Below are 19,176 nucleotides of genomic sequence, written 5' to 3' on the forward strand. Positions count from 1 at the left end.
CACGGTCCCGGTCAGGGGACGTCAGCCCCGCCGAGGCGCCTGAAGTACCATCACGAAATTTTTGGAAAAGTGGGCCGGCTCTCTTGCCCAGCCCCCGGGATAAGAAACAAATAAGAAGTGAACACATATCCTCGGCACGGTCGGGCAGATGGCACTTCGGAGGTTGATAACTATGGTTCCCCTGCTTCTCGTTCTCCTGCTGGTACTGGTCCTGTTCGGCGCGGGTTTCGCCGTGAAGATTCTCTGGTGGGTGGCTATCGCAGTCCTGGTCCTGTGGCTGATCGGATTTGTCGCCCGCCCGAAGGCCGGTAGCGGCCGCTGGTATCGCTGGTAGCCGCTCGACAAACGCGCAGCTCAAGACTTCATGGCGGTGGCCTGCCGCCCCCTTGGGAAGGGGGCGGCAGGCCACCGCCATGCCGTCGTGTACCGGCTCGGTTTCCCCTGGCTACCGAAGGCGGGCATCAGGTGAATTCAGAAAGCCCTCAGGGAGCGTGAAGCAGAAGAAGCGGGGCCGGTGAGGTTAGGCGGAACAGAGGACCCGCCGTGCATCACGTACAGAACAAAGAGGACCTACGGAGATGCATTTCCCCGCCATCTTCCATTGACCGAGGAGTTGTTCTCGCGTGACTGAACATGTGTGGAGTTACCAGCCGACCGCGGGCCACCTGGCCGGTACGGACCTGACCGGATACAAGGTCGAGGCGACCGACGGGAGCATCGGCAAGGTCGACAAGCACTCCGACGAGGTCGGTGACGCCTACCTGGTCGTGGACACCGGCGTATGGATCTTCGGCAAGGAGGTCCTGCTGCCGGCTAGCACCGTAGTCAGGATCGACCCGGAGGAGCGGAAGATCTTCGTCAACCAGACCAAGGAACAAATCAAGAACGCCCCCGAGTTCCACCGGGACAAGCACCTCGGCGACACCAGGTACCGGGAGGAGCTGGGCACGTACTACGGCACCGGCGCCCCCTTCGGCGGCCGCCCCGCCTGAGCGCATTCCCGCACCATGACGCCGGTCCCGACACCTCCTGGGTGCCGGGACCGGCGTCATGGCGGCCACCGCCGCAAATCTGCGCCCCTCATCGACGCGCACCGTCAGATCCACTACCGGAGCGACATCAACGACGGATGCCTCGCCTCCACCTGACTTCTGACCGGGGCCTGGCCGGTGCCGATCGTCTGCGCTTTGAGCCAGAGCTTGCCCTACCTGATGACGTCTTCCCCTCGCATCGCCCACCCCGCAGGCCACCGGCAAACGACCGACCCATCCGATCGACGGCCCTGTGATCGTTGTGTGCGGCACGCCCCATCGGGCAGACGCAGGACATGACCCTTTTGGGACATTCCGTAGCCCCCTGGCACGACAGTACGCTCGCCCTGATGACGCAGGGCTACGCGTGGCTTCCCGACCGGATGCGGGTCGCCGCAGACGGGACGGTCAGAACCCACCTGCTGGGCCGGCCGAAGATCGCGCTGCGCGGTCCGGAAGCGGTCGCCTTCTTCTACGACGAGGACCATGTCGTACGGGGCCGCTGCCCTGCCGGGCCCCGTACTGGACACCCTGTTCGGGCACGGCGCCGTCCATACCCTCGACGGCCGGGCACACCGGGTCCGCAAGGCCATGTTCCTCTCGCTCCTCAAGGACGCGGACGGTGTGGCAGCACTGGGCGCGCTCGTCCAGTGGCGTTTCCTGGCGGCCGTGACCGGTCGGCCGTGGGAGCGCCAAGTCCTCTTCGACACTGCCGCCGAGTCCCTCGCCCTGGCCGTGTGCGACTGGGCGGGCCTCCCCCTAGCCGACACAGCGGTCGCGGACCTGTCCCGTGACTGCACGGCCATGGTGGACGGCTTCGCGTCCCCCGGGCCTCGCCACGTCCGCGCCCACCGGGCCCGGGCCCGGCAGGAGCAGGCCCTCGCGAAACTGGTCACCGACGTCCGCGCAACGCGGGCCGACGCGGTAACCGAGGGATCCGCACTCGGCGCCGTGGCCCGGCACCGTGACGCCGACGGCGATCTCCTCGACCCTCGGATCGCCGCCGTCGAACTGCTGAACGTCATGCGGCCCACGATCGCGATCGCCTGGCTCGCCACCTTCGCCGCCCACGCCCTGCACCGCTGGCCCCACCACTGCGAACTGCTGCGCTCCGGCACCGACGGCGGCTACGCCGTCGCGTTCGCCCACGAGGTGCGGCGCTTCTACCCGTTCGCCCCCTTCGTGGGAGGCCTCGCGGCCCGCGACCTGACCTGGCGGGGCGAGGACATCGCGAAGGGCACCCTGGTCCTGCTCGACCTCTACGGCCAGAACCACGATCCCGCCCTGTGGACCAACCCGTACCGGTTCGACCCGCACCGCTTCACCGGACCGCACAGCCCGCTCGACCTCCTGGTCGCCCAGGGTGGCGGCGACCCCCGCCCACGGCCACCGGTGCCCCGGGGAGGACATCACCGTGACCGCCCTCGCGGTCATCGCGACGCGCCGCCTCGACTTCGACGTCCCCGAGCAGGACCTGGCGATCCCCCTGTCGCGCATTCCGACCCTGCCCCGCAGCGGCTTCGAGCTGATCCTGCGTCCGTAGGCAGCGCAGGTCCGGACCGCTGCGATGTTTGTCCCGCCGCGCCAAGGGCACGCGCCGACCGGGGGTCCGCCGCCCCGTCCCCACCGAGGCACGAGATCCATGACATCGTTCGGCTACTTCCTGTCCTGCGAGGAATTCACCCACCCCGCGCCGGCTGCTGGACCAAGCCTGCCCGGCCGAGGACACCGGCTTCACCCGCCTGGCAGTCACTGGATGTCCCCGATCGGAGGTTTCACCATGCGCGACATCAAGTTCCCGGCAGCGCCGGGGCCGTCCTTCCTCACCGTGTACCTGAACGATCACCTCACCGGCTCGGGTGCCGGTGTACGCCTCGCCCGGCGACTCGCCAAGCGGCACCACCGCACGGACGGAGGCCCGGAGCTTGCGAAGCTGGCGGAGCAGATCGATGAGGACCAGCAGAGCCTGCGCCGCGTCATGCGCGACCTCGACGTCCCGGTACGACGCGCACGCGAGGTCGTGGGGAGGATCGGCGAGACAGCGGGGCGGCTCAAGCCGAACGGGAGCCTCGTGCGCCGCTCCCCGCTCAGCGATGTCGTCGAACTCGAGATGATGCTCTTGGGCGTCGAGGGCAAGGCCGCGTGCTGGCGGGCACTACGCGAACTCACCGCGGCCGACGACCGCCTCGACGCCCCCGACCTCGACCGCCTCCTCGCCCGCGCGGACGCACAGGTCCGCACCTTGGACGACCTGCGCCGACGCCGCGCGGCCGAGGTCTTCGCGGCGGAACTCGAGGTGACGGCCCCGGCGCGTGCGCCCGGTGGACCCCTCCGTCCGGCGGCCGGGCACCGATAGGGCTCGTGCACGCGGGGTGAGCCGCACCGGCCGCCGCTACGGGGTCGACGAGAACAGGCGCGCCTCCGCTGCCAGGACGGCCTCGTGCACAGTGGCTCTGCCCATGAGGACGCACAGGGTGTAGCCGGCGTCGTCCATGGCCCGCAGGGCCACCGGGTCTTCGGGCGCGGCAGCGAGGCGGGCCTGGCAGCCGCGCAACCGCGTCAGGACCTCCTCGGTCCTGGCCCTGGCCGGAGTGAGAACGCTCCCCCGCCCCACACTCGGTGCGGGGCTACGCCCCGCATCCATCGCACGGTGCAACGCCCGCTCGATGTGCACGGGAACGGGTGTGCCGCGGGTCCCGGCCACCATGGCGGCGGCCAGTGCATCGGGAGTGGTGTCGGCGAGGTCGGCGGCGACCTCGAGGATCCGCCGCGCGTCACGGGCCGTGCACGGCGTCGCGGCCACCAGCATCCCTACCGCCCGTGCGATCGCCGGAGCACCGAAACGAGGTCCGCCGGAGGAATCGACTACGGCGGGCGGGGGCGGGGGCGGGGGCTGACTTCCCACTGGAGGCATACGAAACCCCTTCAATCCAAGGCAGGAGAACGCGCAGACGCACGCATGGAAGGTATTCCCACGGTTCCACTGATCGTAAGCATGGCGCGCCGCCCCTTCGTACCGGCATGTGCCCGGTGCGGCACGGGCGGGCAGGTCATGCACGCCGAACGACGGAAGAGCGCGCCGTGACGGGCGCGTTGACCGGACCGACCACGCCCCGCCTCCGCGGGCATGTGCGTACGGGAAGGGGGCTGGCGCAGGCCGTGGCGAAGCAATCCCGGCCGGCTGCCGATCGCATCACGGCGTCGTGCGTGTCGACCGGTGGGTTCACACGGAGACCGGCTGGGACACCGCGGCACAGGTCACCGAGGAACCGTCATGACCCGTTCCGCGGGCAGGCAGCCCATGCCTATCGCTCGGCGCTGCCTTCCGCCGCCGCGATGGAGGCGAGCGGCGACCCCGGGTCGCGTTCGACCTCCAGATCGCCCAGGGTGACGATGCCGACGAGTTCCCCGTTCTCGGTCTCCACCGGGAGACGCCGCAGCGCGTGCCGACGCATCAGGTCCACGGCCCGGTCGACGGGGTCGTCGGGCCTGACCGTGAGCGGATCGGTGCTGCATATGGCCCGCACGGTCGTTTCGGCGGGATCCCGACCCTCCGCCACCGCGCGGACGACGAGGTCCCGGTCCGTGAGGATGCCGCGGAGTCGGCCCTGGTCCACCACCAAGACGCCCCCGATGCCGGCGTCCCGCATCACCCGCGCGGCCTCCGCCAGTGAGGTCAGGGGCTCGACCGTCACCGGATGGTCGGTCATCACCTCGTGCACTCGTCGGGTCATCGGTCCTCCCGCTGCTGGAACGGGTCTTCGGCGGGCGCCTACCCGCCCTCGTGCGAGGTAAGCGCGGGACCCCGGAGCCCACAGGTCCTCCGGCCGGGCCCGGACGTATCCGGTGGCCAGGCGGCTGCGCACCCTAGCCGGGGCCCTGCGTGTCCGGACGACGACTCACCGTCCATCTCCCCTCGGCCTGGACGTCCCGTTGGTTTGGCAACCGGAATCGCGGTCAGAAGCAGCACGTACGGTTTGTCCCCCATCTCCCCAGGAAGTGATCAGCTGTGTCGAAGAAGGAGAAGAGCCGGGGCAAGGCCGAGCAGGCCAAGGGCAGGCTCAAGGAGACGGCCGGCCGTGCGGTGGGCAACGAAAGCCTGACCGCTGAGGGCCGCGCCGAGAAGGCGAAGGGCAACGCCCGCCAGGCCAAGGAGAAGATCAAGGACGTCTTCAAGGGCTGACCCGCCGAGGTGTCCGTCGTGTTCCCGTCCGGGCTCACGACGGGCGCGGGCCCCGGCATGGACAGCAGGCGCGCCCAGACCGATACCTGAACGTGGAAGCGATGGACTGCGGCGGATGCGAAGCGTGGGTGTGGAAGAAGAGCTGTTGCTGGTGGACGCCCGCAGCGGTGAGCCCCTGGCCGTGTCCGGTGCCGTACTGGCGGCCGCAGACCGGTCAGTCGGGCAGCAGCCACGGGGTGGCGGCGCGCCGGGGCACCCCTTCGAGAAAGAACTGCAAAAGGAGCAGGTGGAGTTCGCCACCAAGCCGGTGACAGACATGGGTGAACTCCAGGATGAGATCACCCGTTGCCGCGACGAGGCACGCCGGCACGCCGCATCCGCCAGCGCGCTCGTGGCGGCCATCGCCACCTCGCCCCTGCCCGCCCGGCCCTCGTTGAATACGGGGAAGCGGTACCAGTGGCTGGGGCGGCAGCTCGGCCTGACCGCGCAGGAACAGCTGACCTGCGGCTGCCACGTCCACGTATCGGTCGAGTCGGACGAGGAAGGCGTCGCGGTACTGGACAGGATCCGGCCCTGGCTGCCCGTGCTGACCGCGATGAGCGCGAACTCCCCTTTCTGGCAGGGAGAGGACAGCGACTACGCGAGTTACCGCAGCCGGGTGTGGAACCGCCTGCCTTCGGCAGGCCCCACGGATGTCTTCGGGTCCGCCGACCGCTACCACGAGCAGGTCCGCGCCATGATCGACACCGGGGTGCTGCACGACGAGGGAATGATCTACTTCGACGCCCGGCTGTCGGCCTCCTACCCCACCGTGGAGATCAGAGTGGCGGACGTATGCCTCGAAGCATCGACGCCCGTGCTCCTCGCCGCCGTGGTCCGCGCCCTCGTCGAGACCGCTGCCCGGGCCTGGGACGACGGGGAGCCGCCCGCCCGCCTCGGCACGAACCTCCTCAGGTTGGCGGCATGGCGGGCCGGCCGGTCAGGTCTGGACGGACCCCTTCTCCACCCCGAAACCATGAAGGAGACACCGGCAGCGGAAGCCGTGCGGGCGCTGCACGCCCATGTCCAGGAGGCCCTGGTCGAGCACGGCGACGACGAACGGGTTCGAGAAGGGATCGCCGGTCTGCTGGAGCGGGGCAACGGGGCTCGCATCCAGCGCGAGTTGTTGCGCACACAGGGCGGCCTCGCCGCCGTGGTCACCCACTGCGCGCGCATCACGACCGATTCCCTCTCCTGAGCCCGGACCAGATCGCCCCAAACGGTGGAGCCCCGCCCGGGGCGTCCTACCGTGGGAACAGCAGCAGCCGGAGCGGCCATGCTCGGCACGTCACTCCCGGACCCCGCATCCGGATCGCCATGCCCCACAACGAGAACCCTGCAGTGCCGACCGGGGCGTCGGCGCCCGCGGGGGCCCTGTCGCGATGGCCGCGTCTTCGCGGCCCGGACGGATGTCGCCCTTCGGGCGGATAGGCAGCGCGATCCGCCGTGCCCGGGCCGGGCGCCGCTGGGGGCGCGTGCGGGAAGTGGACCTGTGGCACCGCGCCCTGGGGTTCGCCGCGCTCGGGTTCCTGACGCTGGTACCGCTGCTGATCGTCATCACCGCGGCGGACGCCGCGGGCGGGCGGGGGTTCGCCCAATGGCTCGGGGACGGACTCGGATTGTCGGCGGCCGCCCGGGTGGAGATCGAGCGGCTCTTCGCCCTGCCCGGACAAGCGTGGCGGACCACGACGGCGTTCGGCCTGGCCCTGCTCGCCGTGTTCGGCCTGTCGTTCGGCACGCTGCTGCAGAACGGCTACGAACAGATCTGGGACCTGCCTCCGGCCCGCTGGTCGGCCCGATGGCCGCACGTGCTGTGGCTCGCCGTACTCATCGGCGTCCTCTACCTGTCGGCGTTCTCCCCGCCGTGGCGCGACTCCCCGGCCCGCGGCTACGTGACGTTCGGGATCGGCATGCTGTTCTTCTGGTGGTCCCAGCGACTGCTGCTCGCCGGCCGGATCCCTTGGACCGCCCTGTTCCCAGGGGCGGCAGCCACCATGATCGGGCTGCTCGGGCTCCGGATCTTCTCCCGGCTCGTCTTCTCACCGCCGATCGCCTCCAGCGCCGTCACGTACGGGCCCTTCGGAACCGTCCTCGTCATCCAGTCGTGGCTCGTCGGCATCGGCGTCGTCGTGTTCGGCGGCGCGCTCACCGGCCGATTGCTCCACGACGAGCTGCTGCGCCGGGCAAACCCCGCGGACGGTGGCCGCTGAGGAACCCTCGGCCGTAACCCCGGGACGGAGGGCAGGACGGCGCAGCGCCCCCACCGTCGGACTGGCCCTGTGGCCGCACCGGCAACACCTCCGCCGACATCGTGGGCACGGCCCGTCAGGGAGGGCGCCCAGGTCGCGGCCGCTCCCGAACCATGCCGCCACACACCGTTGGCCCCGATGGTGCAGGGGTCGTCGATCTCGTTGTCCGGGTCGGCGCCGCCGGTCTGGAGACCCGGGATGCCGTTGGTCTCCTCCCACAGCTGGAAGACGGCACCGGCCAGCGGATTGCCCGTGTCCCGGTCCTCCTTGATCACCGTGATCGCACCGGTGTCGGGCAAGCCGGGTGCGTCACAGTCGGGCGAGCCGTCGGGGCCGGGAATCGGGCGGCGCCGGGGACCGGTGGTGCGGATGGCGCCAAAGCCCGCCGTGGAAGGCCACATGGCTGTGGGGGGTGATCCAGCCGCCGTAGGTCGGTGGGCACCGCACGGCGGGTGATGCGCCCCGGTTTCATCTCCTCGGTCAGGACCGCATACGGGCTCAGTCGGGAGGTTCCGGCGGCGTTGGCCGTTCTGTGGTGGAAGGCTGCTCAGGGGGGTCGGCCGGGGGCGGCTCGTCTCCGGGGTCGGCGGGGTGCGGGTCGCGGGGAACCGGATCCGGTCCATCCGGAGTGGGCCCGGGGCCCTCGGGTTCCGGCTCGGTCGATCGTTTCATCTGGCTCACCTCGCGGTGCGGGTCGTTCTCGTACGCTCTGCGCCTACCCGTCAGGTCATCGCTCAAGCGGTGTGGTTCGGTGATCTGTGCCCGTCCGCGAACGGACTGTTGTCGATGTGCGCGAGCAGGTCGGCGGGGTGCTGGTAGACGGCTCGAGCTCCAGCCTCTTCGAGGTCACGCCGCGGGATACCGCCGCAGAGCAGGCCCACGCACGCGACGCCGGCCCGGGAACCTGCCTGCATGTCCCAGACGGTGTCGCCGACGAGTACGGCGCCGTGCGCGGCTGCGTCGGCGAGGCCGAGGGCGTGATGCACCGGATCCGGTGCGGGCTTGCCCTCGCTCACGTCGTCGGAGCTCGCCGCCGCGGTGATGGCGTCGTCTGCGTCGACGGCCCGTCTGAGTGCGTCGAGCTCGGCGTCCTTTGCGGAGGTCACGAGCACGACCCGCCAACCCCGTCGGTCCAGCTCGCGCAGGAGATCCGCTGCCGCGTCCAACGGGGGCAGCCGGTCGAAGTACGTGCCGTAGAGGGTGCTGTGCGCGGCGCTGAGCGTGTCGTCCTTGCTCGTATCCCGGTCCTCGCCCAGCAGATACCCGAGGAGGTCCTCACCGGGCAGTCCGATCGAGCGGTGGATGTCGTGCATCGCAACGTCGTGGCCCGCCTGCCGCAAGGCCTCCCACCAGCAGACCACGTGCAGGTGATTGGTATCGGCGAGGGTGCCGTCGACATCGAACAACGCAGCGCGGTTCATGTCCGCCTCCCGCAAGGCTCAGCAACCGAGCTCGTGCCCGAACCCGGCCTCGTTCACGGAGGGGGCCGTTGTCACAGCTCCCCCAGAGCCGGCAGCAGCTCCGTCTCGGACCAGTCCAGGAAGGACTCCTGCTGGTCGCCGCCGATCTGGATCAGGGCGATCTCGGTGAATCCTGCGTCGACGTAGGGGCGTACTGCATCGACGAAGGCGTCCACTTCGCCGCCGCAGGGTATGGAATCCGCGACGTCCTCGGGCCTGGTGTGCTGCGAGGCCTGTGCGAAGCCGGCGGGGCCGGGGAGTTCCGCGTTGACCTTCCAGCCGCCGAGCGCCCAGCGGAATTGGTCGTGCGCTCGGGCCACCGCCGCGTCGCGGTCGGGGTCGTAGGAGACCGGGAGCTGGGCCACACACGGCTTGCCGGAGCCCCCGTACGCGCCGAATGCGGTCAGCAGCTCCTGCTTCGGCTCGGTGGCGATGAGCAGATCGCCGTAACGGCCCGCGATCTCGCAGGAACGGTCTCCGGAGACGGCGATCCCGATCGGGGGTGGATCGTCGGGGCGGTCCCAGAGTCTGGCGTTCTCGACGTCGAAGTGGGTGCCATGGTGGCTGACGTACCCGCCGGTGAACAAGGAGCGGATGATCCCCACGGCTTCCTCGAGCATGTCCAGGCGGACATGGGCGGCGGGCCAGCCCGCGCCGACGATGTGCTCGTTGAGGTTCTCTCCTGAGCCCAGCCCCAGCCGGAAGCGCCCCTGGGACAGGAGTTGCATCGTGGCCGCCTTCTGAGCGATCACGGCAGGGTGGTAGCGGAACGTAGGGCAGGTCACGTACGTCATGAGCGGGATCCGGGAGGTGGCCTGCGCGGCGGCGCCCAGGACGCTCCATGCGTAGGGTGCGTGCCCTTGGGCCTCCAGCCAGGGAAAGGAATGGTCCGAGATGACGGAGAAGTCGAATCCTGCCCGCTCCGCTCCCACCACGTGGCCGACCAGCTCCAGGGGCCCGGCCTGCTCGGTCATCATCGTGTACCCGATTCGCACCATGACCGGCGCCTTACCGCTTCGGGCCCGTTGAAACGCGCCCGGCCCGCGCGAGCGAGGAGAGCCGCGGCTCTTGGCCTCAGGCGGGGTGGCCGGGATCCAGGTCGCGCAGCTCCCGGTACCGGAGCAGTGGGGGCGGCGAGCCTTCGGTCGGCGGGCACACTGCCACGGGAGCCAGGAGAAAGCCCACGTGGTCACCGCCCTCGATCCTCCCTTCGATCCGGCCGGTGAACCAGACGGGCACCTGCTCCAGGACCGGAGTGCCTGCTTCTCCCGGCCGCCAGGCGACCCGCGCGAACTTGTCCACCCGGTCGCCCGTCTCCCCTCCGAAGAGTTCGGCCAGCGCCCGCCCGTCCCGGTGGAGCAGGTGCACGGTGAGGTACTCGGCCTCACACGCGACGCGGTAGGTGTGGTTGGCGTCCGACAGCCAGACGGCGAACCTCGGCGGGTCGATGGAGCACTGCGAGGCGAAACCCACCAGGCAGCCGGCCCGCTCGCCGCCGGACGCGGCCGTGACCACGTACATCGGGCCGTCGAGCCCGTCGGTGAAGGGGTCCAGCTCCGTCACGGCGCCTCCTAGTTTTCCGAATGCTCCAGTGGCCCTCAGGCGGCTGCCCGGGGCGGTGATCGGTGACCCATCGGCGCTGCTCGACCCCGGCCGGGCCGGCCGGACCGAGCCCGGCCGGCCCTGACGTCTCTCGTTGGCGGGGCTCACAGACCGAGGTCGAGGAGGGCGTTCTCCACGACCTCCGTGAGCGCGGGTGGATCCAGTACGGGGACCTGGCGAGGGTCGTGGCGTCGATGCCGAGGGTCGCCGCCAAGACGAGGGGCTGGATGAGGGTGGGGCCTGCGGGCCCATGAGGCAGTTCCGCGGCGATGTAGCCGCCGCCGAGAATCGCCAGGTGCCGGGGCGGCGCGTCGATGCGCATGACGGTGTCGGACGTCTCGTACGGCAGGCCCGCGTCCGTGACGGGCCCGGGGACCAGGGGCCGACCGCCCGCCGCGACGACGACCTGCGCGGCGCTGACGTCGACGGCCCCGTGCTCCCGGTCGATGCGGAGGGTCCTCGGTCCGGTGAAGCGTGCCCTGCCGTCGTACACGGTGACCGAATCCTGCTGCTCACGGCCCGTACGACCCTCGTCCCGTTCGGCGTCCAGCCGGGCGAAGATCCGGTCGCGCGCCGCGCGCCAGCGCACCGCTCGCAGCTCGGCGTCCACGTCGTACGCCCCGGCTTCTCGGGCGGTCCGGGCGACGTGCGCGGTGTAGGCGAGCATCTTGCTCGGGATGCATCCGGCGTTCAGGCAGGTTCCGCCGAACCAGCGCTCCTCGACGACGGCCACGTCCAGATCGCCGAACGAGTCGTCGACGACGGCGTTGCCGGATCCCGCACCGATGACGACAAGATCGTGGTGACGCATCCGGCCAGCCTACGAGGCGCTTGCCAAGCCTGCGCGCTGGTCACGTCGGCCTCTGCCCGGCGCCGCTCACCGGCAGGGCGGCGCAGCCGCCGTGGTGCCCGTGAAAGCGGGGGCCGGTGTGGGGTCCGATGTGGGGGCCCCGGTCGGCTTTGCGACCGGCCGGCCGTGGTCCGCCTCGGCTTGGACCACGTCCACCGGCTCGTCCGTGCGCAGCCGCTGGAACAGCCGGGCAGCATCCACGTCGATCAGTTCGTCCCGGTTCGGGTCGGCGCGGTAGGGCTGCCGGGGCACGGTCAGGAACTGCACCCCGGCCACGGGAATGTCTCGCATGGTGAAGACCAGTTCGTACAGGCTGCGCAGGGAAGCGAGCTGCGGGTCGGTCGTCACGGCGGACGTGGCCGCGTCCAGTACCGCGTACAGGCGGGCGGGGTTGAACAGCACCCTGTTGCTCTGCACCTTCTTCACGAGTGCGGCGAGGAACTGCTGCTGGCGGGTCATCCGTTCGGTATCGCTGCCATTGCCCAGGCTGTAGCGGGCCCGCACGTACCCGAGCGCCTGCTCACCATTGAGGGTCTGGCGTCCGGCCTGCAGCCGAAGCTTCGCCTTGGCATCGTTCACCGGCTCGTCGAGGCAAACCTCCACCCCGCCGACCGCGTCGACCACCTTCTTGAAGCCCTGGAAGTCCACCACCACGTGGTGGTCGATCCGGATCCCGGTCATCTTCTCGACGGTACGGATCGAGCAGGCCGCGCCCCCGAACTGGAAGGCCCAGTTGAACTGCGCGAACTGTGCCTCGGTGCGGCTTCCGTCAGTCGTCAGGCAGGAGGGGATCTCGACCATCAGATCCCTGGGGAGTGAGACGGCCGTCGCACTCTTCCGGTCCGCCGCCACGTGCAGCAGGATCGCGGTGTCCGAACGCCCCGTTTCCCGACGCTGTCCGTACCTGCCGTTCCCCTGGCCCGCGCGCGAGTCCGATCCGATGAGCAGGATGTTCAGCGCCGTGCGCACGACCGGTGCCGGGCGCTCCGCCTCGTGCCGTCCCAGCTCGGAGGCCGCGGGAACGTCGGCTGTGATGTTGCCGTCGAGCTTGCGGTAGATCCACCAACCCACCCCGACCCCGACCAGCAACAGCAGCGCCATGCCGAGACCGATCCAGCGCAGCAGCCGACGCCTCCGCCCCAGGGCAGGAGGCTTTGCCACGTCCTCCCCTGCCGGGCCGTCAGCGCCCCGTCTGCCCGCCCTGTCCGACACGGCTGCGTCACCCCTTTACTGCGCCGACGGCCGCCGCCGGGTACCGGCTGCGGCCTGCGTCGATCATCCATCCGGATCACGGCAGGCGCTCGGGGAGCGAGGCCACCAGTACGTCATGCGGGTGATGAACGGCGGCGCACGGGCTCGGCTGGCTCCGCCGGGCCCCGCCCGGAGCAGGCGAACCGGGATGCGTACTGGTCATGTCCCTCCTACACCCTGGCGTAGACCAGAGTGGAGACTGTGTAGCAGGACAGGGCCCTCCTTCATGAGCGGACACGCCCATCCACTCACGCTTCTCCCCCGCAGCAGGCATACTTGCCCGCCCCGCGTTGACGCTTCGAAGCGGCCGGCCGGCCACCTGCAGGCTGGTGATCTCCAGGGTGCCGCCGAAGACGGCGAGACGGTGGCGCCGGTCCGTGCGTCCCGCATCAGCGCTCTGGCCCGGTCGGGGTCGGTCTCCATCAGTGCGCGCCGCCTTCGCCAAGACCTCCCCAAGGCGCGCTGATCCACGGCCCTGAGCCGACCTGCGCGGTACTACGGCCTGCCCAACGGGGCCGTCGGCAGGCCGTCCTGCGCGGCGCGGGGTGGCGGCAGCACCCCCGGCAGCATCCAGGTGTAGACGTCCGGGGAGAAGGCGCGCAGACGCTTGACGAGCCTGGCGGTCGACCAGGGCCAGCAGAAGGTGTTGACGCCCGGAAGGCCGAAGTAGTACCCGGATCCGTTCGCGGGGCCGTAGACGGTGGTGCGCAGCGCCTCGTGCAGGGCCTGCTGATGGGCTTCCTCGGCTTCGGGGATGACGTCGAGCGCGGCGTACCCGTTGGTGCGCAAGTGGGTGAGGGCAGCCGCGATGTAGCAGAGCTGGGCTTCGAGGACGGTGGGTACTGCGGTGGTGCCGGTGAGCAGGTTCGGGCCGACGAGGAGGAAGAGGTTGGGGTAGCCGCTGACGCTGGTGCCCAGATAGGCACGGCGGTTGTCGGCCCAGGTCCTGGCGAGCGTGGTGCCGCCGGTGCCGTACAGCCGGCTGGCCAGGGGGACGTCGCCCACGTGGTAGCCGGTGGCCAGGATGATGACGTCGGCCCGGGTACGGGTGCCGTCGGCGCCGATGACGTGGGAGCCCTCCACGGCAGCTGCCCTGGTGGGGTGAAGCCGGACGTTGGGCCGGACGAGGGCGGGGTAGTAGGTGTCGGACGTGATCAGACGGCGGGCCCCGAGGCGGTAGTCGGGGGTGAGTGCCTGGCGCAGGACCCGGTCCGGTACGGAAGTGCGCAGATGGAACCGGGCCACGGCTTCCAGGGGCCGCAGCAGGCGGGGGTGGCGCAGGGGCAGGCCGACGGCTTCCTGGGTCCAGTGGTGCAGGCCGCGCAGTGCGCGGCGGACTGTCGGGTGGAGTCCGAGGAAGCGGTGCAGGCGGGCGGGGAGCGGGTAGTCGGGTTTCGGGAGCACCCAGTGCGGAGTGCTCTGGAAGACGTCGACGTGCGCGGCCTGGGGCTGGATCTCGGGCAGGAACTGCACGGCGGACGCTCCGGTGCCCACTACCGCGATGCGGCGACCGGTGAGGTCGGCGTCGTGGTTCCAGCGGGCGGAGTGGAAGGCCGGGCCGGGGAAGGTGTCGAGGCCGGGGATGTCGGGGTGGCGGGGGCGGTGCCATGGGCCGGTGGCGACGATGACGGCGCGGGCCGTGTAGGCGCCCGCCGTGGTCTGCAGGTTCCAGCGGCTGGCGTCCGGCTGCCAGCGCGCGTCCAGCACCTCCGTGTCGTAGCGGATCGCCTCGTCCACCCGGTGGGTTGACGCGGTCGTCCGGAGGTAGTCGAGGATTTCGGACCGGTCGGCGAAGCACCGGCTCCAAGGATGGGGGGCGAAGGAGTACTCGTACAGCATCGCGGGCACGTCGCACCCGCAGCCGGGGTAGGTGTTGTCGCGCCAGGTCCCGCCGAGACGGTCGGACTTCTCCAGCACCACGACGTCGTCGATCCCGGCCCGGCGCAGTGCGATCACGGCGGCCACACCCGAGAGGCCGGCCCCGATGACGACGACCTCCGCGAGACGGCTGCTGCCGGAACTTTCACGGGTCACGCTTGCTCCCTCCCTGCGTCGGGAGCATCCCGGCCAGTGCCGGACCCCTCTACACAGTCACCCAGAGCGACCGATCGTAGGCGTTCGCGTCATCGTGCGGGGATGTGCGGCGTGCGCATGGCTCATATGAGTGATCTTGCAGGCCTGGGCCGCAGGGGGGCGGGCGTAGCAGAACGGGCGCTCTCCCCGGTCCCGCCATTTCCGGACCCTCCACACAATGCGGCTCGCACAGTGCGATAGGCGGCACCCCGTCCGTCGGCCTCACCGTGAAAGGCGACTCACGGCAGCCACTCGACATCGAGTAGCGCCCGGGGCTCAACCTGGTGCCCCACGAGGGCACTTGTGGCACGCGAATTCTGCCGCCAGGTCTCCGCGTACGGAGGGTCACTTTCCGTCGGTGATGTAGTAGTCGTTCTCGAGGTACTCCAGGGTGTAGCTGCCCAGCTCTTCCTCGGAGAAGGTGGCGGAGGACCTGACCGCTTCGAGCGGCATCTCGATCTCGTCGAGGGTGCGCACGGGGACGCGCTGCGGATCGACCGTCGCGGTCTGCAGGGCCTTCTTCTGCTCGGGTGAGATCATCTGGAACACAGTCACATACGTCGACGTGCACGGACCGAATCCTTGGTCCTCTGCCTTCTTCGCGCCGGGCCCGGCCACTTCGCAGACCGTGTCGATGTCCTCACGCCCGAGCCCGTGGAGGTACTGCTCGTACCGCTGGATCGCGCGCTCCTTCGTCCTGGGCGCGGGCTGGTTACCGGTCACGGTGGCCGACGGCGTCTCGGTTCCGGCGGGCGCGGAAGGCGTGCCCGACGGCACTTTCGCCGGTGTGGACGCGGACGGCTGCGAAGGCTTCGCGTCAGTGCTCTTCTTCGCTTTCTGCGGACCGCACCCGCACGCCACCAGCGCCACGCATGCCGATACCGCCACGCTCACCATCGTCCGCGTTTTCATCAGGTCTCCTCCGCCGGCCGACTGCCCATCAAGAGCTCACGCAGGATCACCCTGTGCCGTGCCCGTCAAGGTCCACTGGGGGCGGGCGCTGCTGTGAGAGGCGGGCCTGGGCGGGCACCTGGCGGCCTTCAGTGCATCCTCCTCGCCCCCGCTGACGCTCCACGTCCAGCGGTCCGTTGCTGCACGTCTGACCAGGTAGATCAAGGCGGTGGTGAAGGAGTTAGCGGGCGCCCTCGTGGGCGGATGCATGGACGGCGTCCTCCCCGACTACCTCTCCCCCAAGAACCCATCGCTTGCTACGGCAGGTGGTACACGCTGTGGTGCAGGCATCACACCGTGAGGGATCTCCCCTGCGCGGTACTTCCGTCACATGAACAGCAATTGAGACGCCGCCGGACCTGGCGGCGCGCGCTGGCTCCCTGTCCGACCGCGCCGGGTACGCCGAATCGTTCCTCGGCCCGGTGGTACCGCTTCGAGACGGTCGTTCTGCCGTACACGCACTTCACCGTCGTCCACCGCCCCGACAGACGGCTGGCCGCCTCCACCGCCGTCTGTATCGACGGCGCGAAGCTCCTGGAGGACGTGCCCCGAGACGACGCCTGGGAGTTCGCCCCCCAGTTGCCCGAGTCCCAGCAGGCCGGCAACGACATCTACCGCAACAATCCCCTGTACCGGGGTCACCTGGTGCGTCGGCTCGACCCGGTCTGGGGCTCAACGGCCGAGGCCAACCGCGCGAACACCGACACCTTCCACTTCACCAACGCAGCCCCGCAGCAGGACACCTTCAATCAGGGCAAACAGCTGTGGCATGGGCTGGAGAACCATCTGCTCGACCATGCGGCCGAGTTCGACCGCAAGCTCACCATCATGACCGGCCCGGTGCTGCACGACTCCGACCCGCCCTACCGGGGCGTCCAGGTGCCGCTGCGCTTCTGGAAGGTGGCCGCCTTCATCCAGAGCGGACAGCTCGCCTCGACCGTACATCCTGGACCAGAGCCCCGACCTCACCCGCGCCTTCGAGCGGGCGATAGCGGGCGCCAAGCCCGGCGACCCGCCGCTCGGCCCGTTCCGCACTTTCCAGGTGCCGGTCGGCGACATCGTGCAGCTCACCGGTCTGGCCTTCGGCCCGTTCCCGGCTGCGGACCTCATGCCCGTCACCCGGGCGCCCGCGGAGCGCTGGAAGCGGCTTGAGTCGTACGACGACATGGTCCTGCGGAGCTGAGACGGCCGGCCCGACGGTCGGCTACGTCCACAGCAGCGGGAACAAGGTTCGCTACGGCCTGCTGAAGTCCCGGTGGACCCAGGCGCTGTTCGGCAGGGACACGGGGTCGGCTTCGCGGATGGCGTACTGGGCGCCCCTGCCCGACCAGAGCGGCCCCAACCTGTCGGCCTGCGGCAGCCCGCTGTCCGTGGAGGCGTCAGTCAGGGTGCTCTCCGGTGCCGACGTGCCGCAGACCCCGAAGGCGTTCGTCGAGCGGACGTTGCGCGAGGCGCTCACGGACGCCGGGAACAGGACGTAGAGGCCGAGGACCGTAGGGTCGACCGCGTTCCCGTAGGCGGTGAAGACACTCGGCAGGGATCAATTGCGCCGTTGAGGGCGCCTGCAAGAGCAATTGCGCGGATGTCGTGACGGCCGGTAGCGACACCGGGGGGCCTGTCGCACCTCTCCGCCGGGCGCGCCGAACGCGGTGACTGTCGGGGCCGCGGTGAAAGAGGACACGATGGCCGCTTCCTCCAGTTGGGGAAAGTACGTCGACGTACTCGCTCCCGGCTAGGACGTCTTGTCATTGTGGGTCTCCGTGCCGGCGCCGCGCCAGACGTACCGGCCAGGAAGCTCGTGACGGAGAATGTCAGGTTGTGATCGACTTCAAGCGCAGCATCGCCACCCTCGCCGTTGCCCTGGTGGGCGCCGTGGCCCTCACCTCACCCAGTGCAGCTGCTGACAACGCCCCGAACAGGCCCACGCACGCACGATCGCGCGCGGCGAGCAGCGTGACGGCACCCGACAGAGCGACGGTCACAGAAGGCCAGGTCAAGGAGGTCGCACCCGGGGGCGTGATCACCTATCCGAGCGTCACCAGCTGCCTGACTGTGACCGTACGATTGCGGGACGGTGGCCTCGTCGGTGCTCACGCCAGCCTGTTCCAGGTACCGGGTGAACTGCGATCCGATGAGATTCTGGCCGCGCTCAAGCACCTCGTCGGCAACCGCCCCGTGACCGCGATCCAGGTCAAGGGGGCCGTCGGCGCCTGGCATCCGAGCTACTTCGTGAAGGCGATCGAGAGTTACGGCGAGGAGGAACAGCCGCCGTACCCGGCACGCCCGGAGCCCGAAGGGCTCGCCACTGCCGTGTCGCAGGGACTCGAACTGCCCCGCCGCCTTGTCACGGTCGAGGACGTACCTGACGGGGACCAGATCGCCAGCTGAACACAGGCGATCATCGCCAGGGCGGCCCCGCACCGCCCGTCCCGTCGTAGTACTGGGGTGGCAGGCAGCTCCTGCCACCCCAGGCCAGGGTCATGTCGGATACCCGGATGCCAAGCCGCCGGACGCGGGATGCCCGGGCGAAAGCTTGTCAGAGTCCGATGCCGTACAGCGGGTTGAGACCTTCGCCGACGGCGGCGCGGTCGTGACAGTCGGCGAACGCCTTGGACCCTTCGACCCATCCGCCGTCTCGGGCGACCTCGATCGTGTCCTTCTCAGTACTCCAGCAGGAATTTACTGTCTGACCTGCAGGTTTGGTTGGGCGGCTGGAGTGTAGCGGGCTGTGGAGTGGTCAGGGATAGTCTTCGGCGGGCCGCCCCTCGATCGTGCGCCAGCACCGCAGGTAGTGACAGCGGCGAAGACTGTCAGCCACTCCCGCTCGGCGACGAGTTCCCGCATTCTGCGGGAGACGTGGGTGTTCAGGCGGTCCCAGACCAGCACGATCGGCGCTCTGACCAGGTGATGGGTTCCGTCGATGAGTTCGATGAAGTCCCGCTCGCTCATGCTGCGACGTGTTCCCCTGCCTGCAGGGTGGGTCCGAAGGCGGTAACACAGCCGGGTTCGGGAACCCGGCCGCATCGCGATCAGCCCGGCCACCGACAGCCGTCCCGAGCGGCGACCGCTGACCGTCACGACCGGCGTGATGCCGCGCCGGCCCCAGGTCCGTCCCCGGGGCGGCCGTCGGGTGAAACCCGCTTCGTCCTCGAAGCAGACGTAGCCCCCGCAGGCCGCCCGGGCCCCTTTACCTCCGCCCAGGTCGCCTCCCGCCACGTGCTCACGGCCTGCTCGTCGCGTTCGGCCACCCGCCGCGCGGGCACCTGCGGGGAGAACCCGAGCCGGTGCATCAACCGGGTGGCACCCGAGACGCTGTAGGAGATGTGGAACTTCCTGCCGATCAGCGTGACCACCCTCGATGCGGTCCACACCTGGTCCTCGACCCAGCCGTGCGCGGCCGGCCCCTCCTCCAGATACACGGCCAGCTTCTCCAGACACCGCGGGGACAGACGGCAGCACCGTGACCCGCTCGGACCGCGGGAAGAGG

18 protein-coding genes and 3 pseudogenes are annotated in these 19,176 nt (G+C 70.1%); 11 read left to right on the plus strand and 10 right to left on the minus strand.

Annotated elements, in window-relative coordinates; all coding sequences use genetic code 11:
* Nucleotides 1-148 precede the first annotated feature (148 nt).
* The 4 genes and pseudogenes from OG299_RS01180 (at nt 149) to OG299_RS01195 (ending at nt 3,387) form a co-directional block, all read left to right on the plus strand.
* Nucleotides 149-334 (plus strand): hydrophobic protein, encoded by a 186-nt coding sequence (locus tag OG299_RS01180; protein WP_327360074.1) that lies wholly within the window; start codon nt 149-151, stop codon nt 332-334.
* 289 nt (nt 335-623) lie between these two features.
* A complete protein-coding gene (locus OG299_RS01185) occupies nt 624-992 on the plus strand; it encodes a PRC-barrel domain-containing protein (protein ID WP_327360075.1) in 369 nt (122 codons plus the stop codon).
* A 335-nt stretch (nt 993-1,327) separates the two neighbouring features.
* Nucleotides 1,328-2,574, plus strand: a pseudogene (locus tag OG299_RS01190) (cytochrome P450).
* Between the two features lie 237 nt (nt 2,575-2,811).
* Nucleotides 2,812-3,387, plus strand: a complete 576-nt coding sequence (locus OG299_RS01195) for a hypothetical protein (protein ID WP_327360076.1) — start codon at nt 2,812-2,814, stop codon at nt 3,385-3,387.
* Between the two features lie 36 nt (nt 3,388-3,423).
* Here the strand turns inward: OG299_RS01195 and OG299_RS01200 are convergent, their stop codons facing one another.
* Together OG299_RS01200 and OG299_RS01205 are read right to left on the minus strand one after the other, a co-directional pair.
* Complete coding sequence (locus OG299_RS01200) at nt 3,424-3,834, minus strand: DUF5133 domain-containing protein (RefSeq protein ID WP_327360077.1); 411 nt, start codon at nt 3,832-3,834, stop codon at nt 3,424-3,426.
* Between the two features lie 502 nt (nt 3,835-4,336).
* Nucleotides 4,337-4,765: a CBS domain-containing protein gene (locus tag OG299_RS01205; RefSeq protein WP_327360078.1), complete on the minus strand. Its 429-nt coding sequence runs from the start codon at nt 4,763-4,765 to the stop codon at nt 4,337-4,339.
* A 275-nt stretch (nt 4,766-5,040) separates the two neighbouring features.
* On the opposite strand from OG299_RS01205, the gene OG299_RS01210 reads away from it, so the two are divergent.
* The 3 genes from OG299_RS01210 to OG299_RS01220 all read left to right on the plus strand — a co-directional run bounded on the left by OG299_RS01210 (nt 5,041) and on the right by OG299_RS01220 (nt 7,463).
* Nucleotides 5,041-5,214, plus strand: a complete 174-nt coding sequence (locus OG299_RS01210) for a CsbD family protein (RefSeq protein ID WP_327360079.1) — start codon at nt 5,041-5,043, stop codon at nt 5,212-5,214.
* A gap of 115 nt (nt 5,215-5,329) precedes the next feature.
* The gene (locus OG299_RS01215; RefSeq protein WP_327360080.1) at nt 5,330-6,451 is read left to right on the plus strand and encodes a glutamate--cysteine ligase; all 1,122 of its coding nucleotides are present in this window, start codon (nt 5,330-5,332) and stop codon (nt 6,449-6,451) included.
* A 184-nt stretch (nt 6,452-6,635) separates the two neighbouring features.
* Complete coding sequence (locus OG299_RS01220; protein WP_442817469.1) at nt 6,636-7,463, plus strand: YhjD/YihY/BrkB family envelope integrity protein; 828 nt, start codon at nt 6,636-6,638, stop codon at nt 7,461-7,463.
* A gap of 773 nt (nt 7,464-8,236) precedes the next feature.
* On the opposite strand, the gene OG299_RS01225 is transcribed toward OG299_RS01220, so the two are convergent.
* The 7 genes and pseudogenes from OG299_RS01225 to OG299_RS01255 all read right to left on the minus strand — a co-directional run bounded on the left by OG299_RS01225 (nt 8,237) and on the right by OG299_RS01255 (nt 15,461).
* On the minus strand, nt 8,237-8,923 hold the full coding sequence (locus OG299_RS01225; protein ID WP_327360081.1) for an HAD family hydrolase: 687 nt from the start codon (nt 8,921-8,923) through the stop codon (nt 8,237-8,239).
* 71 nt (nt 8,924-8,994) lie between these two features.
* Nucleotides 8,995-9,960, minus strand: coding sequence for an LLM class F420-dependent oxidoreductase (locus OG299_RS01230; RefSeq protein WP_327360082.1), 966 nt, complete (start codon nt 9,958-9,960; stop codon nt 8,995-8,997).
* 76 nt (nt 9,961-10,036) lie between these two features.
* A complete protein-coding gene (locus OG299_RS01235) occupies nt 10,037-10,525 on the minus strand; it encodes a flavin reductase family protein (protein WP_327360083.1) in 489 nt (162 codons plus the stop codon).
* A 307-nt stretch (nt 10,526-10,832) separates the two neighbouring features.
* Nucleotides 10,833-11,375 (minus strand): annotated as a pseudogene (locus OG299_RS01240) (FAD-dependent oxidoreductase); the annotation flags it as partial.
* Between the two features lie 66 nt (nt 11,376-11,441).
* A complete protein-coding gene (locus tag OG299_RS01245; RefSeq protein ID WP_327360084.1) occupies nt 11,442-12,575 on the minus strand; it encodes an LCP family protein in 1,134 nt (377 codons plus the stop codon).
* Between the two features lie 585 nt (nt 12,576-13,160).
* Complete coding sequence (locus tag OG299_RS01250; RefSeq protein ID WP_327360085.1) at nt 13,161-14,699, minus strand: flavin-containing monooxygenase; 1,539 nt, start codon at nt 14,697-14,699, stop codon at nt 13,161-13,163.
* Nucleotides 14,700-15,083: 384 nt separating this feature from the next.
* The gene (locus OG299_RS01255) at nt 15,084-15,461 is read right to left on the minus strand and encodes a hypothetical protein (protein ID WP_327360086.1); all 378 of its coding nucleotides are present in this window, start codon (nt 15,459-15,461) and stop codon (nt 15,084-15,086) included.
* Nucleotide 15,462: 1 nt separating this feature from the next.
* On the opposite strand from OG299_RS01255, the gene OG299_RS01260 reads away from it, so the two are divergent.
* The 4 genes from OG299_RS01260 to OG299_RS01275 all read left to right on the plus strand — a co-directional run bounded on the left by OG299_RS01260 (nt 15,463) and on the right by OG299_RS01275 (nt 18,077).
* The gene (locus OG299_RS01260; RefSeq protein ID WP_327360087.1) at nt 15,463-15,747 is read left to right on the plus strand and encodes a hypothetical protein; all 285 of its coding nucleotides are present in this window, start codon (nt 15,463-15,465) and stop codon (nt 15,745-15,747) included.
* A 284-nt stretch (nt 15,748-16,031) separates the two neighbouring features.
* Nucleotides 16,032-16,841 carry a DNA/RNA non-specific endonuclease gene (locus OG299_RS01265; protein ID WP_327360088.1) on the plus strand — a complete coding sequence of 270 codons (810 nt, stop codon included), beginning with the start codon at nt 16,032-16,034 and terminating at the stop codon, nt 16,839-16,841.
* Nucleotides 16,838-17,170 carry a hypothetical protein gene (locus tag OG299_RS01270; RefSeq protein WP_327360089.1) on the plus strand — a complete coding sequence of 111 codons (333 nt, stop codon included), beginning with the start codon at nt 16,838-16,840 and terminating at the stop codon, nt 17,168-17,170. The genes OG299_RS01265 and OG299_RS01270 overlap by 4 nt, the downstream gene beginning before the upstream one ends.
* 337 nt (nt 17,171-17,507) lie before the next feature.
* The gene (locus OG299_RS01275) at nt 17,508-18,077 is read left to right on the plus strand and encodes a hypothetical protein (RefSeq protein ID WP_327360090.1); all 570 of its coding nucleotides are present in this window, start codon (nt 17,508-17,510) and stop codon (nt 18,075-18,077) included.
* 417 nt (nt 18,078-18,494) lie between these two features.
* On the opposite strand, the pseudogene OG299_RS42590 reads toward OG299_RS01275, so the two are convergent.
* A pseudogene (locus tag OG299_RS42590) lies at nt 18,495-19,171 on the minus strand (winged helix-turn-helix domain-containing protein); the annotation flags it as partial.
* Between the last annotated feature and the right edge of the window lie 5 nt (nt 19,172-19,176).

Source organism: Streptomyces sp. NBC_01296, assembly GCF_035984415.1.
In the GTDB taxonomy this organism is placed as follows: domain Bacteria; phylum Actinomycetota; class Actinomycetes; order Streptomycetales; family Streptomycetaceae; genus Streptomyces.

Bases quoted from the DNA above. Each gene is read 5' to 3' on its own strand.
- OG299_RS01180 (WP_327360074.1), top strand. From the start codon at position 149: ATGGCACTTCGGAGGTTGATAACTATGGTTCCCCTGCTTCTCGTTCTC.
- OG299_RS01195 (WP_327360076.1), top strand. From the start codon at position 2,812: ATGCGCGACATCAAGTTCCCGGCAGCGCCGGGGCCGTCCTTCCTCACC.
- OG299_RS01205 (WP_327360078.1), bottom strand. From the start codon at position 4,765: ATGACCCGACGAGTGCACGAGGTGATGACCGACCATCCGGTGACGGTC.
- OG299_RS01215 (WP_327360080.1), top strand. From the start codon at position 5,330: ATGCGAAGCGTGGGTGTGGAAGAAGAGCTGTTGCTGGTGGACGCCCGC.
- OG299_RS01220 (WP_442817469.1), top strand. From the start codon at position 6,636: ATGGCCGCGTCTTCGCGGCCCGGACGGATGTCGCCCTTCGGGCGGATA.
- OG299_RS01225 (WP_327360081.1), bottom strand. From the start codon at position 8,923: ATGAACCGCGCTGCGTTGTTCGATGTCGACGGCACCCTCGCCGATACC.
- OG299_RS01230 (WP_327360082.1), bottom strand. From the start codon at position 9,960: ATGGTGCGAATCGGGTACACGATGATGACCGAGCAGGCCGGGCCCCTG.